This window comes from Cytobacillus sp. C11.1 (assembly GCF_058145115.1).
In genome coordinates, this window is the sequence record NZ_CM176935.1 from 4,548,216 (window position 1) to 4,567,926 (window position 19,711).

Here is a 19,711-nt window from a genome sequence, read left to right on the forward strand (position 1 = left end):
GGCTGCTTTTTTTAGCCAATAATAACTCGTTCTTTTGGATAGTGAAAATTAGGCTGCTTTTCTTTCCCGCCAATAATATATAAGAATGAAGTCAACCCTATCCTTCCGATAAACATTAATGCCATAATAATGCATTTTCCGATATTCGATAATTCTGGGGTTATCCCCATTGATAAGCCTGTTGTTCCGAAGGCAGAACAAACCTCAAATATTATCTCTACAATATGATGTTCTTGTTCAGTAATGCTGAGAGTCACAACAGAGATAAAGCACATCCCTACTGCAAGCAAGGTGATTGCCAGCGATTTAAGAATATCGTCCTCGTGAATTTCCCGCTTAAAAACTTTAATATCACGATTCCCCTTGGCAAAATGGTAAATGAACAGAATATTTACTGCAAATGTAGTCGTTCTGATTCCTCCTCCAACCGAGCTTGGAGACGCTCCGATAAACATCAAAATACTCATTACCAAAAGCGTTGGCATGGTAAACTCACTGACATCCATGGTGGCAAGACCGCCGCTCCTTGTTGTGGCTGATTGAAAAAATGCGTAAAAAAAGCTTTTATGCCAGCTCATATTTTTAAAGTAATGGCCGTATTCAAACAAAAGCAGGATAACAGTACCTATTACTAAAAGAACAGCATACGTAACAGTTGTCAGTTTAGCAAATAAGGAAAAACGGAACGGCTGTTCATTATCCCATTTATTTCTGAACAAATAAGCCTTTGTTTCAATAAGAACCGGGAAGCCGATCGCCCCTAATGTAATTAAAATGATATGAATGAGCTGGACAAAGTAATCGCCAGCATAAGGCTGCAGAGATGCACCTGTAATATCCATCCCTCCGTTGGTTGTTGCACTTACAGAGGCAAATAAAGCATGGAGAAAGGCTTCCTCCCACGTGGAATAATATTTTAGAAAATGGAAGCCTAAAATTAGAGCTCCCAGCGCCTCGATCACTAGAATGATTTTTATTATTTCCCTAATTAAGTTAACGAGTCCTGATAATGCATACTGATTATGATCCACCATAATTAGGCGCCGGCCCCGCAATCCGATTTTCCGGCCAAGCAAAAGCCAAAAAAAGGTGCCCAAGGCCATAATTCCTATTCCGCCAAACTGCAAAATAAACATGATAACAAAATAGCCGAAAACGCTATATGTTTCTGAAATATTAACCACAGTCAGGCCTGTTACACTTACCGCGCTGACTGCAGTAAAAACTGTGTCGATAAACGCAATTTCCACACCTGGTTTATGTACACCAGGTATTCTTAATAAAAGAACTGATACAGAGACTGCCAATAAATAATATCCTGATATTACTTGGGCAGGTGTTAGTTTATCCAGCCAGAGTCTAAAGTCTTTCCACATATTGTACCTGTCCCTTTCGAAATTTTTCCTAACCCTTATCATAATGAATATACCCTGTTTTTTAAAGGGATATAAGATATTTCGCAGGAAGTTTTTTATTTTTATATAATAGAAACAAAATAAATCAGGAGGTATTACATGTTATTGCCTGATCTTGCTGAGAAAATTATTGCTGAAGTACGCAAATTTCTTCATGAAGATATTATTGTTGCCAATACATCGGGAGTGATCATTGCAGGTACGGACCCAAGCAGAATCGGCACCTTTCACGAGGGTGCATTCATTACGGCGAATAATAAAGATAAGATGATTATCAAAAAGGATGACCAATCAAGACTGCAGGGAGTAAAAGCGGGCATTAACCTTCCGATCTTTTTTAAGGGAGAAACTGCTGGAGTCATCGGAATTACCGGGGATCCCGATAAGATTTCTCCATTCGGGGAGATCATCCGTAAAATGACAGAGTTATTTATAAGCGAAAGCTATTATGCAGAGCAGCTGGATTGGCAGGCCAGAGCGCTGGAAGGCTTTATGTTTGACTGGCTTCAATCGAAAGAATGGGATCCCTCTTTTAGAGAACGCGCACATTTGCTTAAAATTAACCTTTCTATAAATAGGCAAGTTTCCATTGCTGAATTTAAGCAAAATCCTTTATTGATGCATAGGGACCTCTGGAATTCGATCCTGTCTTGGGATGAAGCCAGCGAGCAGGATTTAATCATTCGCTGGGGAAATGACAGAATTGTTTTATTATCTGGAATCTCTATTTCTAACAATAATCTCTCTTCAAAGGATAAAGTCATTCGCTTTCATCGTTTTTTAGAGAGCCTGCTATCTGTACAGGTTTGCATAGGCACCGGTAAACCGATGTCCCCTTCAAAATTGCCGGATGCATTCAGGCAAGCAGAAAGGGCCTTAAAAATAGCAAAAGACCGGGATAATATAATATTCGACGAAGATTTGACAATGGAAATGATATTTGAGGAACTTTCAGCAGAAACAAAAAATGATTTTATTGATAGAACGGTTGGATCTATAATGACTGAACAGGATTTACTGTTAACACTTCAGGAATTATTTAAACAAAATCACTCCTTGAAAAATACAGCTAAGGCGCTCCACATACATATTAATACACTTCACTATAGGCTTAAGAAAATCAATGAGTTATCAGGGTTAAATACATCAGATCTTAATGATTTAATAAAATTGTATCTAGCTATAAGACTTTTAGAGGAAGGTACAAAAAACAGCTGACATCTGTGTCATTTTTCATATATTTATCCGTAGCAGGGGTTCCCTGCTTTTTTTATACTGAATTATATATAGAGACTTAGTAACTCCGGGCGTATAAAAACTAAAGGGAGAGATAATTAAATGATTGAAAGACAGATTAAAGAAAGATTAACAGCCATTGTTGGGATTGAAAACTATGACGACTCAAAAGCAGGCCGGCTGGTTTATTCATATGATGCGACGCCGAACTTTCAAGCAATGCCTGATGCTGTCATAAGTCCTCGCAATGCTCAGGAAATTGCTGAGATCGTAAAAATTTGCAACAGCAGCAGCATACCCATTGTGCCTAGGGGGTCTGGCACCAACCTTTGTGCAGGAACTTGTCCAACTGAGGGGGGAATTGTTCTCCTTTTTAGGCATATGAACAGAGTTCTTGAAATAGATGAAGAGAACCTCACTGTAACCGTGCAGCCAGGTGCTATTACCTTGGATATGATTAACCAGGTAGAAGCAAGAGGGCTTTTTTATCCTCCTGACCCGAGTTCAATGAAAATTAGCACGATCGGCGGAAACATCAACGAAAATTCAGGCGGGCTGCGCGGCTTAAAATATGGGGTAACCAGGGATTATGTGATTGGGCTTGAGGCTGTGCTGGCTAATGGAGACACCATCAAAACAGGCGGAAAGCTTGCAAAGGATGTGGCAGGCTATGATTTCACCCGCTTATTAGTTGGTTCTGAAGGGACTCTGGGAATTATTACGGAAGCAACCTTAAAATTAATACCGTTGCCTGAAACAAAAAAAACCATGCTGGCACTATATCAGGAGTTAGAGGCTGCGGCCAAGTCAGTATCTAAGATCATTTCACAAAAAATGATTCCGGCAACATTGGAATTTTTAGATCAGCCTACATTAAAAGTAGTTGAGGACTTTGCTCAAATTGGGTTGCCAACAGACGTTCAAGCAGTCCTACTCATTGAACAGGACGGTCCTTTGGAGGTTGTAGAAAGAGATATGCAGAAAATGGCTAAAATCTGCAAGGAGCAAGGAGCTGTTTCAGTCCAAGTGGCCCAATCCGAATTGGAAGCTGAAGCGTTGAGAACTGCACGCCGGGCTGCTTTATCAGCCCTAGCCCGCTTAAAACCGACAACGATTCTCGAAGATGCGACAGTCCCAAGATCGGAAATCGCCAAAATGGTTAAAGCCATAAATGAAATCTCAGATAAATATAGCCTTTCTATCTGCACTTTCGGACACGCAGGCGATGGGAACCTGCATCCTACCTGCCCAGCAGATGCCAGAGATCACGACGAAATGGAGCGAGTAGAAAAAGCATTTGAAGAGATTTTCATCAAAGCTATTGAACTTGGCGGTACGATAACAGGTGAACATGGAGTAGGCGTGATGAAAGCACCTTATCTTGAACTCAAACTTGGCCAAGAAGGAATTGCAGCGATGAAGGCTGTTAAGGCTGCCCTTGACCCCAATAATATCTTGAATCCCGGCAAGGTATTTGCCAAGGATAGCAGAAAACGGGTGGTGGTTACAAAATGACGAAGACACAAGAACAAACAATCATTATGGAAGAATTTAAGAACCGCATGAATGAGGATGAGCTATTAAATTGTATGCGCTGCGGTTTTTGCCTTCCCTCCTGCCCTACTTATGTTGAGTCGGGTTTTAAAGAGACACATTCCCCGAGAGGCCGGATTGCTCTGATGAAAGCTGTAGCGGATGGACTGATTGAACCTGATCAAGATGTTGAGCGTTCACTTGACCTTTGTCTTGGCTGCCGCGCCTGTGAACCTGTATGCCCATCCGGTGTGAAATATGGCCATCTGCTGGAGGAAGCCAGAGATATTATTAATCAGAATAAAAAACACTCACTCCCCGCAAAAGCAGTCCGAAATCTGGTTTTCAATGAGCTTTTCCCCCATCAGAACCGGATGCGGGCGGCTGCCGGGCTTTTGGGTTTCTATCAGCGGTCAGGGCTCCAATCATTCGCGAGAAAAACGGGAATGCTAAAATGGCTGCCGGAAAATCTCGCGACGATGGAAAAAGTGTTGCCTGAAGTTCCTACAATGACAGAAATGAAAAATAGGCCTTCCTATTTTTCAGCCTCAGGTGTTCCAAAAAAGACAGCCGCTTTTTTTTCCGGCTGTTTGATGGATACTATGTTTTTGGAAACCAATAATGCAACATTGAGGCTTCTTCAGCTCGCTGGCTGTGAAATTATTATCCCGGAAGATCAGGCGTGCTGCGGAGCGCTTCATGGACATAGCGGTGAAAAGCAATCCGCTAAAGAGCTCGCAAAACGGAATATCGAAGCTTTTGAAAAGCTGGATGTGGATTATATTATAACTAATGCTGGCGGCTGCGGGGCTTTCCTTATTGATTATGGACACCTTCTCCAGGATGACCCGCAGTGGGCAGACAAGGCTAGAAATTTTTCAGCAAAGCTAAAGGATATAAGCGAGGTTCTTTATGAACTAGACTTTCAGAAGAATGTAAAGCTTGAACTCCCAAGCCAGGTAATTACTTATCAGGATTCTTGCCATCTGCGGAACGTTATGAAGACCGCCAAAGCTCCCCGCACCCTGCTAAAGGCAATCAGCGGGATTGAGTTTACAGAGATGAAGGATTCTGACAGATGCTGCGGTTCTGCTGGCATTTATAATATTGTCGAATCTGAGATGTCTATGCAAATACTTGATCATAAAATGGTACATGCAAAATCAGCAAAGGCTGCAGCCATTGTTACCGCAAATCCTGGCTGTCTTTTACAAATGAAGCTTGGGATTGAACGTGAAGGGCTAACCGGCAAGGTTAATGCGATCCATATAGCTGATCTTCTATTAGAAGCGGCTGGCGAAAAATAGAAAAGTCATTTATGCCGAAATATTACCACTTATGAAACTTCCCTTTTTATTCATACTACAAATACAGAGGGAATAGAAAACTCTGTAGACCAATAAAAAGGAGTTGAATACGATGGCAAGAAGCAGCAATAAACTATTAGTTCCTGGAATTGAACAATACATGGACCAGGTAAAATATGAAATTGCCCAGGAATTTGGTGTTCAATTAGGCTCTGATACAGTATCCCGGGCAAACGGATCTGTCGGCGGAGAAATAACAAAGAGACTTGTTCAGCAAGCTCAGGCTCAATTGTCCGGCCAAAACAATCAATAAAACTTCATATAAATGGAAAAAAGTCCGGAGAATTCCGGACTTTACTTTTTTACTGTCATTATCTTTTTGGGTTATTCCCGTTCCCATTATTTCCATTAATATGTTTATCGTTGGATTGAGTTCCGTTATTTCGGGATCGTTCGTTTTTTTTATTTTTTTTTTCGTTATTTCCATTTTCACTGTTTACATTAGTCTTATGCTCTTTATAATTCTTCCCATAATTATTCTCGCTGGAATTTTGTTTGACTTCCTGCTTCTGATCTTTCTTTATCTGCCCAGGAGCTGCTGTCTTTTCTTTCTTTTCATTCAGCTTTCCATGATTTACTGCAGGTTTTTCCTTCTTTAATTGGCCAGGCGGAATCTCAGCAGGTTTCTTACTATCATTAGAGATGCTGTCTGTCTCTTTTGACTGACTTGCAGAAGCCGGTTTTTCTTTTTCTGATTGCTTCTTACTATCTGCCTTTAATTTATTTTCTTTATATAAGCCCGTTGTCAGCCCTTTTTCAATTGCCGATTTTCTTTCTTCTTCACTTGCTTCAAAGAGAGTAACTTCTAGCTGTTCTTTTTGTGCAGCCTCTTTTATTTCTGTTAACTCTGCCTGCATGCGGTCATCCGCTTCTATTTTCTCTTCTGCATAAACGGCTGCAATAACAATCTCTTTATTGTCCCCCAAGTAACCCTGTTCCTTTAATTGATAGAGGATCTTGTCTGTAACAGACTGGATGTCTTCCTTTTTCCAGTCCTGAATCTTTTGGACAATGCGCTCCCCATCTTCATTGTATGGCACGAGCTCGATTACCTGATACTTCTCATTGACCCCCAATTCAATGCTCGGATTTACGTCAATCGACATGTATGCATAAACTTCATTGCTTTGAAAAAACGGCAGAAAAGAAACGACTGCTAACATGAGCGCAAAAGCTGCTGCAAACACGGCTTTACCTCTAAATACGTTAAAAATAGATAGAGATGATGACTTTTTTCCGCTTTTTTGTTCGATTGGGAAGAAATCAATTTCCTGTCCAATTACGTATGCCCGATCCTGTTTACGAGCACGCAGAAATTCTCCTTCCGGGGTTAACAGCGTTAAAAAACGTTCGTTAATCTCCATAATAATACCTGTTTTCACGTTTCCAACACCCCTTTGATATAATCCTTTAAATAAACATAATCACCAGCTAATATAAGTGAAATGGCAATTATGTACTTTCTGTTTCTCTCTATTGTCTTTCTGCTAAGCGATACATAGCTTTCCAACTGCTTAATCGGAAGCCTTTTCTTTTCCAGAAGGATCGTTTTAAGTTCATCATTTTCAACTAGAATCTTGGCAACAGCCATTGCATTTTTCCGTGCATCAGCATGTTTTGGCGACTGCTCAATCAGGTCGCTGAAGGTAAGATCAAATTGCTGAAGAATTTGTGTAAACTGGAGGATTTCTTCTCTTCTGAGCTCCTCATCCGTTTTCTTCCTAAAGTCCTCAATTGACAATTCATCTTCAATCGTTGAACCTGCTGTTTCGTCTTCATCCAAATTTGCCCCCCCATTAAAACTCAGGTTCTGATATTTGGATTGCTTGCGGATATAATCAATCACCCGCCTTTTAATCAGCACTTCCGAAAAACTGATCAGTGAACTGCCCTTATCCGGACTGTATTTTTGGATCGCCTCATTAAAAGCAATGAGGCCAATGCTAAATTCATCATCAGATTCATGAATATATCTCTTGCAAACCGATGAAACTGTTTTAGCAATAAACGGCTTATATGACTCGATTAGCTCATTATGTAATGTCGTATCCCCCTGCTGTATTAACTCTACCGTTTCTTCCAGCGTTCTTTTGCGCTTTTTCGCCATGAACAATAAACTTAGCATTAGCCCCACCTCTTTTCAAAACACATTATATCATACGATGTCCAGACTGTTTTTTTAAGGGTGGCTATAGGATAAGGAAAAGAAAGCCTCCATGTGCTTTCTTTTCCATTTTTTCCATGCTTTTATTAGTTGTTTCCTTTGTTCTCTTTTCCTTGGCCCTTAGCTTCTACTGCTTTTTCTTTCCCTTTGTCGCCATTGCTCTTTGCTTCATCTTGTTTTGCTTGAACTTTTTTAGCTTGTTGCTCTTTAGCCGCTTTTTTAGCTGCTTCGCGTGCTTGCTTGGCTGCTTCTCTCTTCGCAGCTTCTTCAGCTTTTGCAGCTTCATGAGCTTGTTTCTTTGCAGCCTTGGCAGCGTCTTTTTCTTCTTTTGTAACTTTCACTGGAGCAACGACTGCAGTTTCTTCATCTTCAGTTACTGTCTCTTCTGTTTCAGTCTTAGCTGCAACATCATCTGTTGCTGGGTCTTCAACTGTTACCAGCTCTTCTTCCGTTACTTCTTCATCAGATTCGTCACTGCCTGCAGATTCTTCTTCCAATTTTGCTAACTTAGCTGCAAGTTTTGTACGGAACTTTTCAATATTTTTTTCCATTGCAGCAATTCGCGGATGAGTTTCACCTTCAGCCTGCTCGTTTTCGTCTCCAGCTTTTTCTTTGAATTTAGCTAGATTTTTTTCAAGTGATAAGATATTTTGAGCAAGAAGTTCTTTAACCTCTTCCACAGAATCTTCTTCTGCAACTACGTCTTCATCTACAGCCACGTCTTCTTCAACTGCAACGTCTTCTTCAACTGTTTCATCTTCATCAGCAGTTTCGTCTTCTTCAACTGCTTCGTCTTCGTCAGTTGCCCCGTCTTCTTTATTTTCATCGTCTGATTTTGGTTCTTCGCTGTCTGACTCTTTCTCATCATCAACAATGTTATCTGCATTTTCTATATGTTCTAATGCTGTTTCAATTGCTTCAAGAGCTTCTTCTTCCTTGCCTTCAGCAAAAAGGGCTTCTGCTTCTGCCAGACGCTCTGCAGCATATGTAGCGAGTAACTTAGCTTCTTTTACTTCATCAAAAGTAAGGGCAAGCTTAATTTTTTCCAATGCAAGTTTCGCAAAGTAAAAGAAGCTGCCAGGCAATAGGGATGGAGTTTCAGCTTCAATCTCTTCAAGCTGCCCTTCTGCATTTTCAACTGCTTCAACTGCGTCAGTTTCAGTTTCAGTCGTAACCTCAGCTTCTGCTGAAGTTTCGCTATTTAATTCAACTGTCTCAAGAACAGTGTCATTATTATTTTCATTTGCAAACGCACTTGTTGTTGAGAATGTGAAGGTACCTGCAATTACTAATGCCAGTGTACTCTTAGCGATTTTATTCATTTCTTTATTGGATAAAAATTTCAATGTCTTTCACCTCATGATTTTTTTAAGCGGCCCGCTTTATTCATTACAAGTGTACGGAAGCGGGAGGGGGGTTTGTGGGGGTGTTAAAAATTTTTATTTTTTAAAATATGATTTGTTAAAGCTCATTGTTGATTTGGCACCTAGTTGACTGGACCGTAAGGCGCGGGTGCACCGAGGAGAGTCGCCGCCCGCGCTTCAGCAGCTGGAGCGGAAATCAATTGGCAAATTAACAGAGCCAAAAAAAGGCTTTAACAGCACCTCTTGTGATTGGTGTGTTAAAGCCCTTAATCAGGATTGGCCTTGCAGCCTTAATTTTGGACAGGATCCTTCCTCCATTTTAAAAGAATCCACCTAATGATAAACCCTGTTAATAAACCTGGTATAACAAAAAGCATAGGCAGAAAGACTGGTCCAAAACGTATTCCAAAGATGGTAAGCTTGGTTGAGTACATTAGGCCTACAGTTACAAAATAAGCACCGAACACAAATGGAAGAAAAGATAATTGTTCTTTTTCAGGCATTGCACTTCGGTAAGCATCCCACATCGCAAACATATACAGACACGGATAAAACATAAGCCATTGATAATTAAGTACATGTTCAGCCTTTTCAATTTCCCACATAAAACTGTACATAATGGCGGAATTAAAATGACTGTAAACATTTATGATAAATTCAAGCGCGACAAATAATGTTCCTTTCCAAAGCTGCCCAATTAATAATTGGCTAAAACCGGGCAAGGCAATGCTCCATAAAACCGCTTCTAGTTTACTGAGTTTTTTCATTCATTTATCACCAGCTACAAGTCGATAGTATTATTGTGCTCTGTTTATAAGCCAATTATCTGTGTTATTTCCAATTATTTTCCTAAAAGCGTATTGACAAGTATTATGCCATTATAAAGAAAAATCATTCATGTAGTAGCTAGTAACAAATGAGGTGTTATTTTACCGGATAATTCATGTATATACCGGACTATTGGGTTGATTTACCGGTCACAAACTGCTTCAAAAAAAAAGCCCCTTTCAAATGAAAGGGGTCTTGTTATTATCTGGATTCTTCCTCCCGATCCTGATTTTTTTGTTCTTTTTCTTCCTCTTTTACAATTTTCAATAGTTCTTCTAGCATAGCCGCCATATCGTTTCTGCTGTATGGCCGAGTCTCAGCAGCAGGAAGCTGTTTGCTCTCCTCTTCTGTATCTCTTTCTAGCCGTTCTTCCCGGTCCACCCTCTCTTCAAGCAAATACGCCGGCACTAAATGGCCTTCAGGTGTCGCATACATTTTATTTAATCGTCTTGTATCTTTGTCAAAGAAGCTGTATACAACTGGTATGACAAACAATGTAAGGAAGGTACTGCTGATTAAACCGCCTATGACAGTGATGCCCATAGGCTGGTTGATTTCTGTTCCTTCACCAATTCCCAAGGCAAGAGGGACCAAACCAAGAATAGTCGTTAAAGCTGTCATAAGGATTGGCCTTGCCCGGTCTTTCACTGATACAACAATGGCATCATAGGTCTTAAGGCCGTTTTCTTTCTTTTGATTTATATAATCTACAATTACAATCGCATTATTGACTACAATACCTGCAAGTACAATAATCCCAATGATGGCCGTTAAGCTAATTGGTGTGCGAGTTGCTGTCAGAGCAACGGCCACACCAATAATCATAAGTGGAACAGTAAACATAATCACAAACGGATACTTCAATGACTCAAACTGGGCTGCCATAACAAGGTAAATAAATACGATTGCCAGAATAAAAGCCAGTGCCATATCATCAATAGAGGATTCAAGCAATTCCCGGTCCCCGCTAAATACAACTTCTGTTTCCTCAGTCAATTCGAGATCGGCTATTTCTTTGTCCACCTCTTTTGATATGGCCCCCATATTTGTCGATGATTTATATTTCAACGTGAATTGGACAGCATCCTGCTGGTTGATCCTCTGGATATTGACCGGCCCTTCTCCCCGCTCAATATTCGTTACTTCATCTAAAGCAACATAATTGCCATCTGGTTTTTTAATGAGCAATGTCTTCAGGTTATCGATATCCTGTGTTATTTCTTTATCATATTCAACAAATACGCCATAAATATTGGTTTCATCATCTATCATTTGTGTTGCACGATTGCCGCGCGTCACATCATTTACGGCCATGGCGATTTGAGCAGGAGCCAAACCTTGCTCCAGTGCCTTTTCCCGGTCCACCGTTATTTGGATTTCCTCAACGGTATCCATAAGATCAGTAGTCAATTCTGTAACATCGTCAAGGTCTTTTAAGGCATTATATATTTTGTCTACATTCTCATTTAAGCGATTTGGATTCGTATCCCTCACACTAAAGGTTAAAGTATTTGGTGCAGTGCCTGATGAGGACTGCATATTGAATGAGAGGTCTGCACTTTCATTTACTTTAGATGCTGCTTTTTCCAAATCCTTTTTCACATCGTCAACAAATTCAAATGTCGATCTTTCGCGTTCATCCAATTCTTTCATTTTAATATAGAGCTCCGCAATATTGGCATTTGTAGAGCCGCGGAAGGAACCTTCCTGTGTGGTTCCAATCAGGCTGACATACGTATCAACCTCATCTTCATCCTTTAGTTCTTCCTCTAAGGCAGCAATGACTTTCTCTGTTTCCGATAAAGCTGTTCCATTTTCAAGTTCCATACGGACAGTAAAAAATCCTTCATCCGTATTAGGAAGAAACTGCGTTCCGACTGTCGTTAATCCAAAGCTTCCTGCTGCCAAGAGCAACATTGTAATCGCAATAACCACAGCTCGGTTCCGCAATGACCATTTGATGGATCTTTCAAGTAAACGCATTAAGCCGGATTCCTGCCTTTTAGCTTCAAGATTTGTTTTAGGCGCTTTAAGTAAACGGCTGGCAAGCATAGGAACAACCGTTAGAGCCACTACTAAAGAAGCAAAGAGGCTAAAGGAAATCGTCAGAGCAAATTCTGTAAACAATTCACCAATGATTCCTGTTATAAAGACAACAGGAAGGAACACGGCAACTGTAGTCAAAGTAGAAGCAGTGATTGCAGAGCCAACTTCTTTCGCGCCATCGCTTGCGGCCGTTTTCGGATCCTTTCCCATAGATAAATGGCGGTAAATATTTTCGATAACCACGATTGCGTTATCAACAAGCATTCCAATTCCAAGCGCCAAACCGCCTAATGTCATAATATTTAATGTGAAATCTGAAAAGTACATTAGGACAAACGTAAAAATGACTGAATAAGGAATAGAAATGCCAATGATCAGCGGACTCTTAACATTTTTCAAAAAGAAAAAGAGCACAATCATGGCAAAAAGTCCGCCAAGAAGCAGCGAGTTGGAAATATTCCCGATTGCCAAATTGATGTAATCTCCCTGGTCAAAAAGGACTTCAGATTCAATGCCTTCATATTGTTCCTGCTCCAAAAGATCATCCAGTTTCTTAATAAACTCTTCTGAAACTTCTGCTGTATTTGCATCAGATTGCTGAAGAACACTTAATAAAACAGATGGAGACTGATTTGTGCGCGTAATCGTTCTATCATCCTGATTGGTTAATTGTACCTCCGCTATATCCTGCAGACTCACTTTATCACCAGTTGCAGGATTAACAGTAACAGTAAGTTCCTTCAAAGTATCAAGTGAATCTAAACTGCTGATAATTCTTGTGGTCAGCTCTTTACCTTCTGTTAATACCGGATCACCTGGCATTGAAACATTATTTGACTGAATAACATCAACAACATCAGCCTGGCTTAGTTTGTAATCCCTTAATTTTTCCTGGTCAAGCTCCACGCGGACTTCTTTAATGGCTGTACCTGACATATTGACACTGGCTACACCTTCAACCTTCGTCAATTCCAGGTTCAGTTCCTCAGCAAGTTTTCTTAAAGTCTGGGAATCTTCATCTGCACTCAAAGATAATTGAATAATAGGAAACTGTGATGGATCAAATTTCATAAACCGCGGATCATCTGCATCTTCCGGAAGTTGTGTTTGATCCAGCCTTTGGATGACCTCACTTTGGATTTCATCAATATCCGTTGTCCATGAAAACTGCATTAAGATAAAATTGGCGCTTTCCTGCGAGGTGGAGGTCAGCGTTTTAATTCCCGGCAATGTAGCCAAGTTTTCTTCCAATGGCTTCGTTACTTTTTCAACAACCTCTTCAGGGCTTGCCCCCGGGTAGGAAGTAACAACAACACCAACTGGCGGATTGATATCAGGTATGAGTTTTAATGGAATATTTAAAAGGGAGACAACCCCTAAAATAAGTACTAAAAACATCGATACCAATGTAAATATTGGCCTTCTTATAGAAAAATCACTTATACGCACTCATGCTGCTCCTTTCGTTGGCACTAGCTAAATGACAGTACCCGCTGCCTGTACGGATAATGTTTAGTAAAATTTTGATTTTTACGATTTACATAATGGAAAACAAATTTACGGATAATCCCATTTTAACTATATAAGAGCTATTAACACGATGCAAGCAATGAGTGTGCTCTGAAATGTGTCAAAAAAGTGACACACCATTCCCTCTTTGGAAATTAAAAAAAGCAGCTTTAAGCAGCTGCTTTTTAATTGGCTTTAGTTATTTTTATACCAGCCAACCCATAAATTAAAGTAATGATGGGGCTTAGCAAACAAAAGAATGCAAACGGAAGATAGGCAGCTGTCTCCACCCCTAAAACACCTGTAAGGAAAACACCGCAAACACTCCATGGCACCAAAGGATTAACCACAGTCCCCGCATCTTCAAGAATTCTGGATAGATTCTTAGTATGCAGGCCTGCTTTTTCAAATGGCTCCCGGAAGGCATTGCCTGTCAAAAGAATAGAAAGATACTGCTCGCCAAGCAAGAAGTTAATTCCGATTGCTGTTCCGGCTGCAGAAGCAATCAGGGCAGGCACACGATTCAACATGGCTTTGATTCCCTCCAGCAAGGCTGGTAAAATACCTAGCTTAAAGAATAATCCACCCATAGAAAGAGCAAGCAATACAAGTGATATAGAAAAAAACATACTTTCCATTCCGCCCCTTGATAATAATGAATCGACTTCTTCTGAACCGCTCTCGGATACATACCCTGAAAAAAGCAATGACATTACTTTTTGAACTCCAAAGCTATTTTGTACGAAAGCTGCTATTAGCAGTGCAGATAAAATTCCAGCTGAAAGTGTGATGATTGCTGATATTTTTTTAATAGCCATAACAGTCAGGATGGCAAATGGCAACAGAGAGTACCAGTGAACCAGCCCCTGATCCAGCAAAGTTTCTTTCAGCTGAGAAATTTTTGTAAAATCCGACGCAGCCTCACCTGGTGACAATACAGCGAAAAGTACGAGAGAAATAGCGAAAGCAGGCACTGTCGTCCATGCCATATTTTTAATGTGGTCAAATAAGTCCACCTTTACAGTTGATGATGCCAGATTGGTTGTATCAGATAAAGGCGACATTTTATCCCCAAAAAACGCTCCGGAAATAACAGCTCCTGCGGTAATAGCTTCTGAAAGTCCTAAAGCTGTGCTGACGCCCATAAAAGCAACGCCCAATGTAGCCGCTGTTGTCAGCGAGCTTCCGATACTCATGCCAATCACAGATGCTACGGCAAATACAATTGCATAAAAGAACTTACCATTAACAGCTTCAAGAGCCATGTATATAAAAGTAGGAATGGTTCCGCTCGCCATCCAGCTGCTGATTAGCATTCCAATGAAGAAAAAGATGAAAATCGCTCCAAGCCCGGACTTGGCTCCATCAATTAGCCCCTTCTCGAGCTCTTTCACGGATACCCCTTTTAATAACCCAAAAGCAAATAACCCCATAATCGCCAAAACTACCGGAATATGCGGTACTGCTCCTGCAAAAATAATAGAATAACTGATGCCGCCCAAAATAATTAAAGTAACAATTAGTGCCTCCAACGGCTTCAAACGCAATGCTGCTTGATCTTGGTGCATGATGTATTCCTCCTATGCATAACTTTAAGTTTAAGCAAACAAAAAGAGCCCTCTCGCCTATAGGGACGAAGGAGCTCCGCGGTACCACCCTAATTGATAAGCCCTAAAATACAGCTTATCCTCTTTAAAAAGCTTTGTCCTTTTCAATGCAGTTGTAATTCAACCAATTGCTGCCTGGATTTCCAGCTCACATCCAGTCTCTATTTGCTGCCGGCAATTAATCTACTGATCTGCGGACAAGATTTATTTTCTTTTATTTGAGTATGCGACTTTCAAACTTAAACGCTTTTTAGCGTTAAAGCATATGTGTTAATAATATATTATCTATTTGAGGCAATGTCAAGTGTACTGATAGAGGAATATACAGGAATTGAATGGGTTTTATGCGGGGAGGCTCCTTTTGTGCGCGGCTTTCTTTCGTTCGCGCCAGGGCGTTCTGGGAGTGCGCGATTTCAGCTTCTTGACGCACCCGCTTTGCTATCTCTACCTCTCTTATTTCCCCATCCAATCCGGACTCAAAGTAAAAAAGGGCCCCCTCAGGGACCGCTTTCTTATTGTGAATCCATTGGATTATATAATTTGACATCCGGATTTTTTTCTTGGAACCATCTTAGTGCAAAGTCATTTTCAAATAGGAAGACTTTTTTGTCATAGCGGTCGTTGACAAGCAGGCTTCTTGCACTGGAGAGATTTTCGTTTACGTCATCGCCTTCTACCCAGCGTGCAATTTTTGAGCCGAGTCTTTCCATATACACTTCTGTGTTGTATTCATTTTTCATGCGGTGCTCAAACACTTCGAATTGCAGCTGTCCTACTGCTCCCAATAGGTATTCTTCCATTTTTACAGTTTTGAAGAGCTGAATTGCGCCTTCTTGCACCAGCTGCTGTATGCCTTTATGGAAGTGTTTTTGCTTCATAACATTCTTTGCAGTTACTTTAACAAAGAGTTCCGGTGTAAACTGCGGAAGGCGTTCATATTGGAAGTTATTTTTCCCGACTGTTAAGGTATCCCCGATCTGATATGTTCCCGGGTCATAAATTCCGATAATATCTCCGCTTACAGCCGAATCCACGGTGCTTCTGTCATCCGCCATAAATTGTGTGGACTGTGCTAGCTTGATGGATTTTCCGATCCTTGGAATAGTGACTGCCATACCGCGCTCAAATTGCCCGGAGCAGATTCTTAAAAATGCAATCCTGTCGCGATGTGCAGGGTTCATATTTGCCTGAATCTTAAATATGAAGCCGGAAAACTCTTCTGATAGCGGATCAATTTCACCTGCTGTTGAATTCCGCGGCTGAGGCGGCGGTGCAAATTGAAGGTATGATTCCAAAAACGTCTGTACACCAAAGTTGGTCAGGGCACTTCCGAAAAATACAGGTGTCAATTCCCCGTTAGCAATGCGCTCTCTGGAAAATTCATTGCCCGCTTCATTTAAAAGCATAATCTCTTCGAGAGTTTGATCATACAGGCCCGAGTCCTTTAAGGAATGATCCCCCTCTATTTCACCTTCTTCGTTCAAGGTGACAAAGCGGTCCGCTTCGTCAACACGGAATTGTTCAATTCGGTTGTTAAATCGGTCATAAATGCCAAGGAATTCTTTTCCCATCCCAATTGGCCAGTTCATAGGATATGACTCAATCCCCATTACTTCTTCCAATTCAGCTAACAATTCCAAGGGCGGCTTCCCCTGGCGGTCCAACTTATTCATAAATGTAAAGATTGGAATACCTCTCATACGGCAGACTTTGAACAGCTTGAGCGTCTGCTCCTCAATTCCTTTAGCAGAATCAATTATCATGACTGCGCTGTCAACAGCAGTCAATGTCCGATACGTATCTTCACTGAAATCCTGGTGGCCAGGGGTATCCAGGATATTAACACGGGCACCTTCATATTCAAACTGCATCACACTGGAGGTAACCGAAATTCCACGCTGCTTTTCGATTTCCATCCAGTCACTTGTCGCATATTTGCCTGTCTTTTTACCTTTTACCGTACCTGCATCCCGAATGGCGCCGCCGAATAACAGAAGTTTTTCAGTCAGCGTCGTTTTCCCGGCATCCGGGTGGGAGATAATCGCAAAAGTGCGGCGGGATAAAACTTCATCTTTAAAATTTTTGGACATATTAGTTCCTCTCTTACTTATATGAAAATTTGTTATAAAGCAATGATTGGGTAAATCCATGTTAATTATTGCAATACCTTCAATTCTATCGCGCGAGAGTAAAGTTTGCAATGCATTTAAGATTTGCTTATTTCTTTTTATATTCCATTTTCAGGATTATAATAATTAAAACAAATATGATAGCAAAGGAGGCGGAATCATGGATACGATTACACATACATTATTCGGCCTGAGCCTTTACGGTGCAGTGGATAAAAAAGACTTGGACAAAAATCATAAAAGGGCTTACTTGCTGACTGCTGTCGGTGCCAGCCAAATTCCTGATATAGATGTTATTTCACGTCTCTGGGATACTGAGGGGCTTTATCAAATGTGGCACAGGGGGATTACCCATTCCGTTTTCCTGACTCCCATTTGGGCATTATTATTTTTCCTTTTATCCCTTTTGCTTTTCAAAGTAAAGGATAAAAAGCTTTTCCTGCTTGGTTTGCTAGCCGTTTTCATACATAATACCAGTGATTTGTTCAATGCTTGGGGTACTGGCTATTTGGAGCCTTTTTCAAATATGCGGATTACGTTTGGCACAATTCCAATTGTCGATTTAGTCATTTGGATCATAATTGGAACAGCCTTTATCTTTACAAAAAGAAATAAGCTAAAATCACCTTACTATTACAAAATGGCGTGGGCATTCATCCTTCTGCATGTAATTGTCCAAAGCACGCAAGGCTTCTTACTCTATAAACAATATGATGGCCAATACGATCAAGTAGCCTTGTCTGCTGGTTTTGTTCCATGGACTTATTCAGTCATTACAAAAAAAGATGATGAAGTTATCATATATAAGGATAATTTGTTTCAAGAAAAAGAAAAACAGTACGTACTTCAATCAAACGAAACCGCCAACTTGGACAAATTGTTCTCGCAGCGGCCTGAAGCTAAAACCCTTTATGAATGGTCCCCGTTTGTCGTTCTTGTTGATGATGATGAACGGCTTGGCATTTATGATCCCCGTTTTTACAGAAACGGTCAGTCTTTTTTATTTGAATATATCGAGAAAAATACTAAGTGATGAGTCATAGGGCTCATCTTTTTTTGTATGTTATAGTTCCTGTTTAATAGTCACTATATAAGCATTATTTTATTTTTCATGATTTTGCACCTTTTGCACATAATACAACTATTAAGCTTCAAGGAGGAGTTTTTTGGGAATAGGAGTACTGCTGACTCAATCCGTCCAGTCTTGTGCAAGAAATACTACATAGTATAAGAGGTGTTAAAATGAATTTTCTTTGGGGAATTTTCGGCATCATTGTCGTTTTGGGTATCGCATTCCTGCTTTCGAACAATAAAAAGGCAATCAATTTGCGGACTGTTGCCGGCGGGCTTGCGATACAACTGATTTTTGCCTTCCTGGTATTAAAGTGGGAAGCCGGCAAAAATGCATTGAACTGGCTGACTATGAAAGTAAATGACATTATAAATTATGCCAATCAGGGAATTAACTTCTTATTTGGCGGCCTGTTTACAGAGGAGTCAGGAATTGCATTTGTGTTTGCCTTTCAGGTTCTGCCGGTCGTTATCTTTTTTTCCTCATTAATCTCAGTCCTTTATTATTTAAGGATCATGCAGTTTTTCATTAAGATTTTGGGTGGCGCACTTTCTTGGCTTCTAGGGACCAGAAAGGCTGAATCCATGTCAGCTGCAGCGAACATTTTTGTAGGGCAAACGGAGGCCCCGCTCGTCGTACGCCCTTACATCGCAAATATGACGAAATCAGAGTTATTTGCTGTCATGACCGGTGGCCTTGCATCTGTTGCCGGTTCAGTTCTGATTGGTTACTCCCTGCTTGGAGTGCCACTGGAATATTTGCTTGCAGCTAGCTTTATGGCTGCTCCAGCGGGATTAATTTTGGCAAAAATAATGCTTCCGGAAACAGAAGAAAAAGAAGAACCAAAGGAGTTCGATATGGAAGTGGACAGCGACTCCGCCAATGTTATTGACGCAGCGGCAAAAGGAGCCAGTGTCGGCTTGGAACTTGCTTTGAATATTGGTGCAATGCTGCTGGCATTTATTGCTCTGGTAGCCTTAATTAACGGGCTGCTAGGCTGGGTTGGCGGATTGTTTGGATTTGGCGGTTTGACCCTTGAAACCATTCTCGGCTATATTTTTTCTCCGCTTGCATTTGCGATCGGGGTCCCATGGGAAGAAGCCGTTCAGGCAGGAAACTTTATCGGGCAAAAATTAATTTTGAATGAATTTGTTGCTTACTCCGCTTTTGCACCGGAGATTCCAAATTTATCTGACAAAACTGTGGCAATTATCAGCTTTGCCCTTTGCGGATTTGCCAATATCTCTTCATTGGGAATCCTGCTCGGCGGACTTGGAGGATTAGCTCCTAATCGCAGACAGGACATTGCACGCCTTGGGCTTAAAGCTGTTGCAGCCGGAGCCCTCGCATCCATGCTAAGTGCCGCGATTGCCGGCATGCTGTTTTAAATTGCTTCAGGGCGTGGCATTTTGCTTTAAAAATGAATTCGTTGATATATTCA

At 40.9% G+C, this 19,711-nt stretch carries 14 protein-coding genes; 6 read left to right on the forward strand and 8 right to left on the reverse strand.

The features are described from left to right. Positions 1 to 11 precede the first annotated feature (11 nt). Entirely contained in the window at positions 12 to 1,376 is a 1,365-nt protein-coding gene (locus tag AC3ZVC_RS22505) for a TrkH family potassium uptake protein (RefSeq protein WP_490065315.1), read from the reverse strand. 138 nt (positions 1,377 to 1,514) lie between these two features. Between AC3ZVC_RS22505 and AC3ZVC_RS22510 the strand changes: the two genes are divergently transcribed. From AC3ZVC_RS22510 to AC3ZVC_RS22525, 4 genes are all read left to right on the forward strand, one after another. Continuing rightward, positions 1,515 to 2,633, forward strand: a complete 1,119-nt coding sequence (locus tag AC3ZVC_RS22510; RefSeq protein ID WP_490065316.1) for a CdaR family transcriptional regulator — start codon at positions 1,515 to 1,517, stop codon at positions 2,631 to 2,633. A gap of 120 nt (positions 2,634 to 2,753) precedes the next feature. Beyond that, positions 2,754 to 4,166 (forward strand): glycolate oxidase subunit GlcD, encoded by a 1,413-nt coding sequence (gene glcD / locus AC3ZVC_RS22515; protein WP_490065317.1) that lies wholly within the window; start codon positions 2,754 to 2,756, stop codon positions 4,164 to 4,166. Continuing rightward, positions 4,163 to 5,491, forward strand: a complete 1,329-nt coding sequence (locus AC3ZVC_RS22520) for a (Fe-S)-binding protein (RefSeq protein WP_490065318.1) — start codon at positions 4,163 to 4,165, stop codon at positions 5,489 to 5,491. The genes glcD and AC3ZVC_RS22520 overlap by 4 nt, the downstream gene beginning before the upstream one ends. A gap of 112 nt (positions 5,492 to 5,603) precedes the next feature. Further along, positions 5,604 to 5,804, forward strand: coding sequence for an alpha/beta-type small acid-soluble spore protein (locus tag AC3ZVC_RS22525; RefSeq protein ID WP_490065319.1), 201 nt, complete (start codon positions 5,604 to 5,606; stop codon positions 5,802 to 5,804). A 58-nt stretch (positions 5,805 to 5,862) separates the two neighbouring features. On the opposite strand, the gene AC3ZVC_RS22530 is transcribed toward AC3ZVC_RS22525, so the two are convergent. From AC3ZVC_RS22530 to AC3ZVC_RS22560, 7 genes are all read right to left on the reverse strand, one after another. Beyond that, positions 5,863 to 6,933 (reverse strand): anti-sigma factor domain-containing protein, encoded by a 1,071-nt coding sequence (locus AC3ZVC_RS22530; protein WP_490065320.1) that lies wholly within the window; start codon positions 6,931 to 6,933, stop codon positions 5,863 to 5,865. Then, a complete protein-coding gene (gene sigI / locus AC3ZVC_RS22535; protein ID WP_490065321.1) occupies positions 6,930 to 7,676 on the reverse strand; it encodes an RNA polymerase sigma factor SigI in 747 nt (248 codons plus the stop codon). The genes AC3ZVC_RS22530 and sigI overlap by 4 nt, the downstream gene beginning before the upstream one ends. 125 nt (positions 7,677 to 7,801) lie before the next feature. After that, entirely contained in the window at positions 7,802 to 9,061 is a 1,260-nt protein-coding gene (locus AC3ZVC_RS22540) for a DUF5667 domain-containing protein (protein WP_490065322.1), read from the reverse strand. A 308-nt stretch (positions 9,062 to 9,369) separates the two neighbouring features. Then, positions 9,370 to 9,846 carry a hypothetical protein gene (locus AC3ZVC_RS22545; RefSeq protein ID WP_490065323.1) on the reverse strand — a complete coding sequence of 159 codons (477 nt, stop codon included), beginning with the start codon at positions 9,844 to 9,846 and terminating at the stop codon, positions 9,370 to 9,372. 262 nt (positions 9,847 to 10,108) lie between these two features. Beyond that, complete coding sequence (locus AC3ZVC_RS22550) at positions 10,109 to 13,402, reverse strand: efflux RND transporter permease subunit (RefSeq protein WP_490065324.1); 3,294 nt, start codon at positions 13,400 to 13,402, stop codon at positions 10,109 to 10,111. A 245-nt stretch (positions 13,403 to 13,647) separates the two neighbouring features. Beyond that, positions 13,648 to 15,030: a Na+/H+ antiporter NhaC gene (gene nhaC, locus AC3ZVC_RS22555; protein WP_490065325.1), complete on the reverse strand. Its 1,383-nt coding sequence runs from the start codon at positions 15,028 to 15,030 to the stop codon at positions 13,648 to 13,650. A gap of 551 nt (positions 15,031 to 15,581) precedes the next feature. Further along, on the reverse strand, positions 15,582 to 17,159 hold the full coding sequence (locus tag AC3ZVC_RS22560; protein WP_490065326.1) for a peptide chain release factor 3: 1,578 nt from the start codon (positions 17,157 to 17,159) through the stop codon (positions 15,582 to 15,584). A 199-nt stretch (positions 17,160 to 17,358) separates the two neighbouring features. On the opposite strand from AC3ZVC_RS22560, the gene AC3ZVC_RS22565 reads away from it, so the two are divergent. Further along, complete coding sequence (locus tag AC3ZVC_RS22565) at positions 17,359 to 18,231, forward strand: metal-dependent hydrolase (protein ID WP_490065327.1); 873 nt, start codon at positions 17,359 to 17,361, stop codon at positions 18,229 to 18,231. A 209-nt stretch (positions 18,232 to 18,440) separates the two neighbouring features. Beyond that, on the forward strand, positions 18,441 to 19,658 hold the full coding sequence (locus tag AC3ZVC_RS22570) for a NupC/NupG family nucleoside CNT transporter (protein WP_490065328.1): 1,218 nt from the start codon (positions 18,441 to 18,443) through the stop codon (positions 19,656 to 19,658). The last annotated feature ends 53 nt before the right edge of the window (positions 19,659 to 19,711 follow it).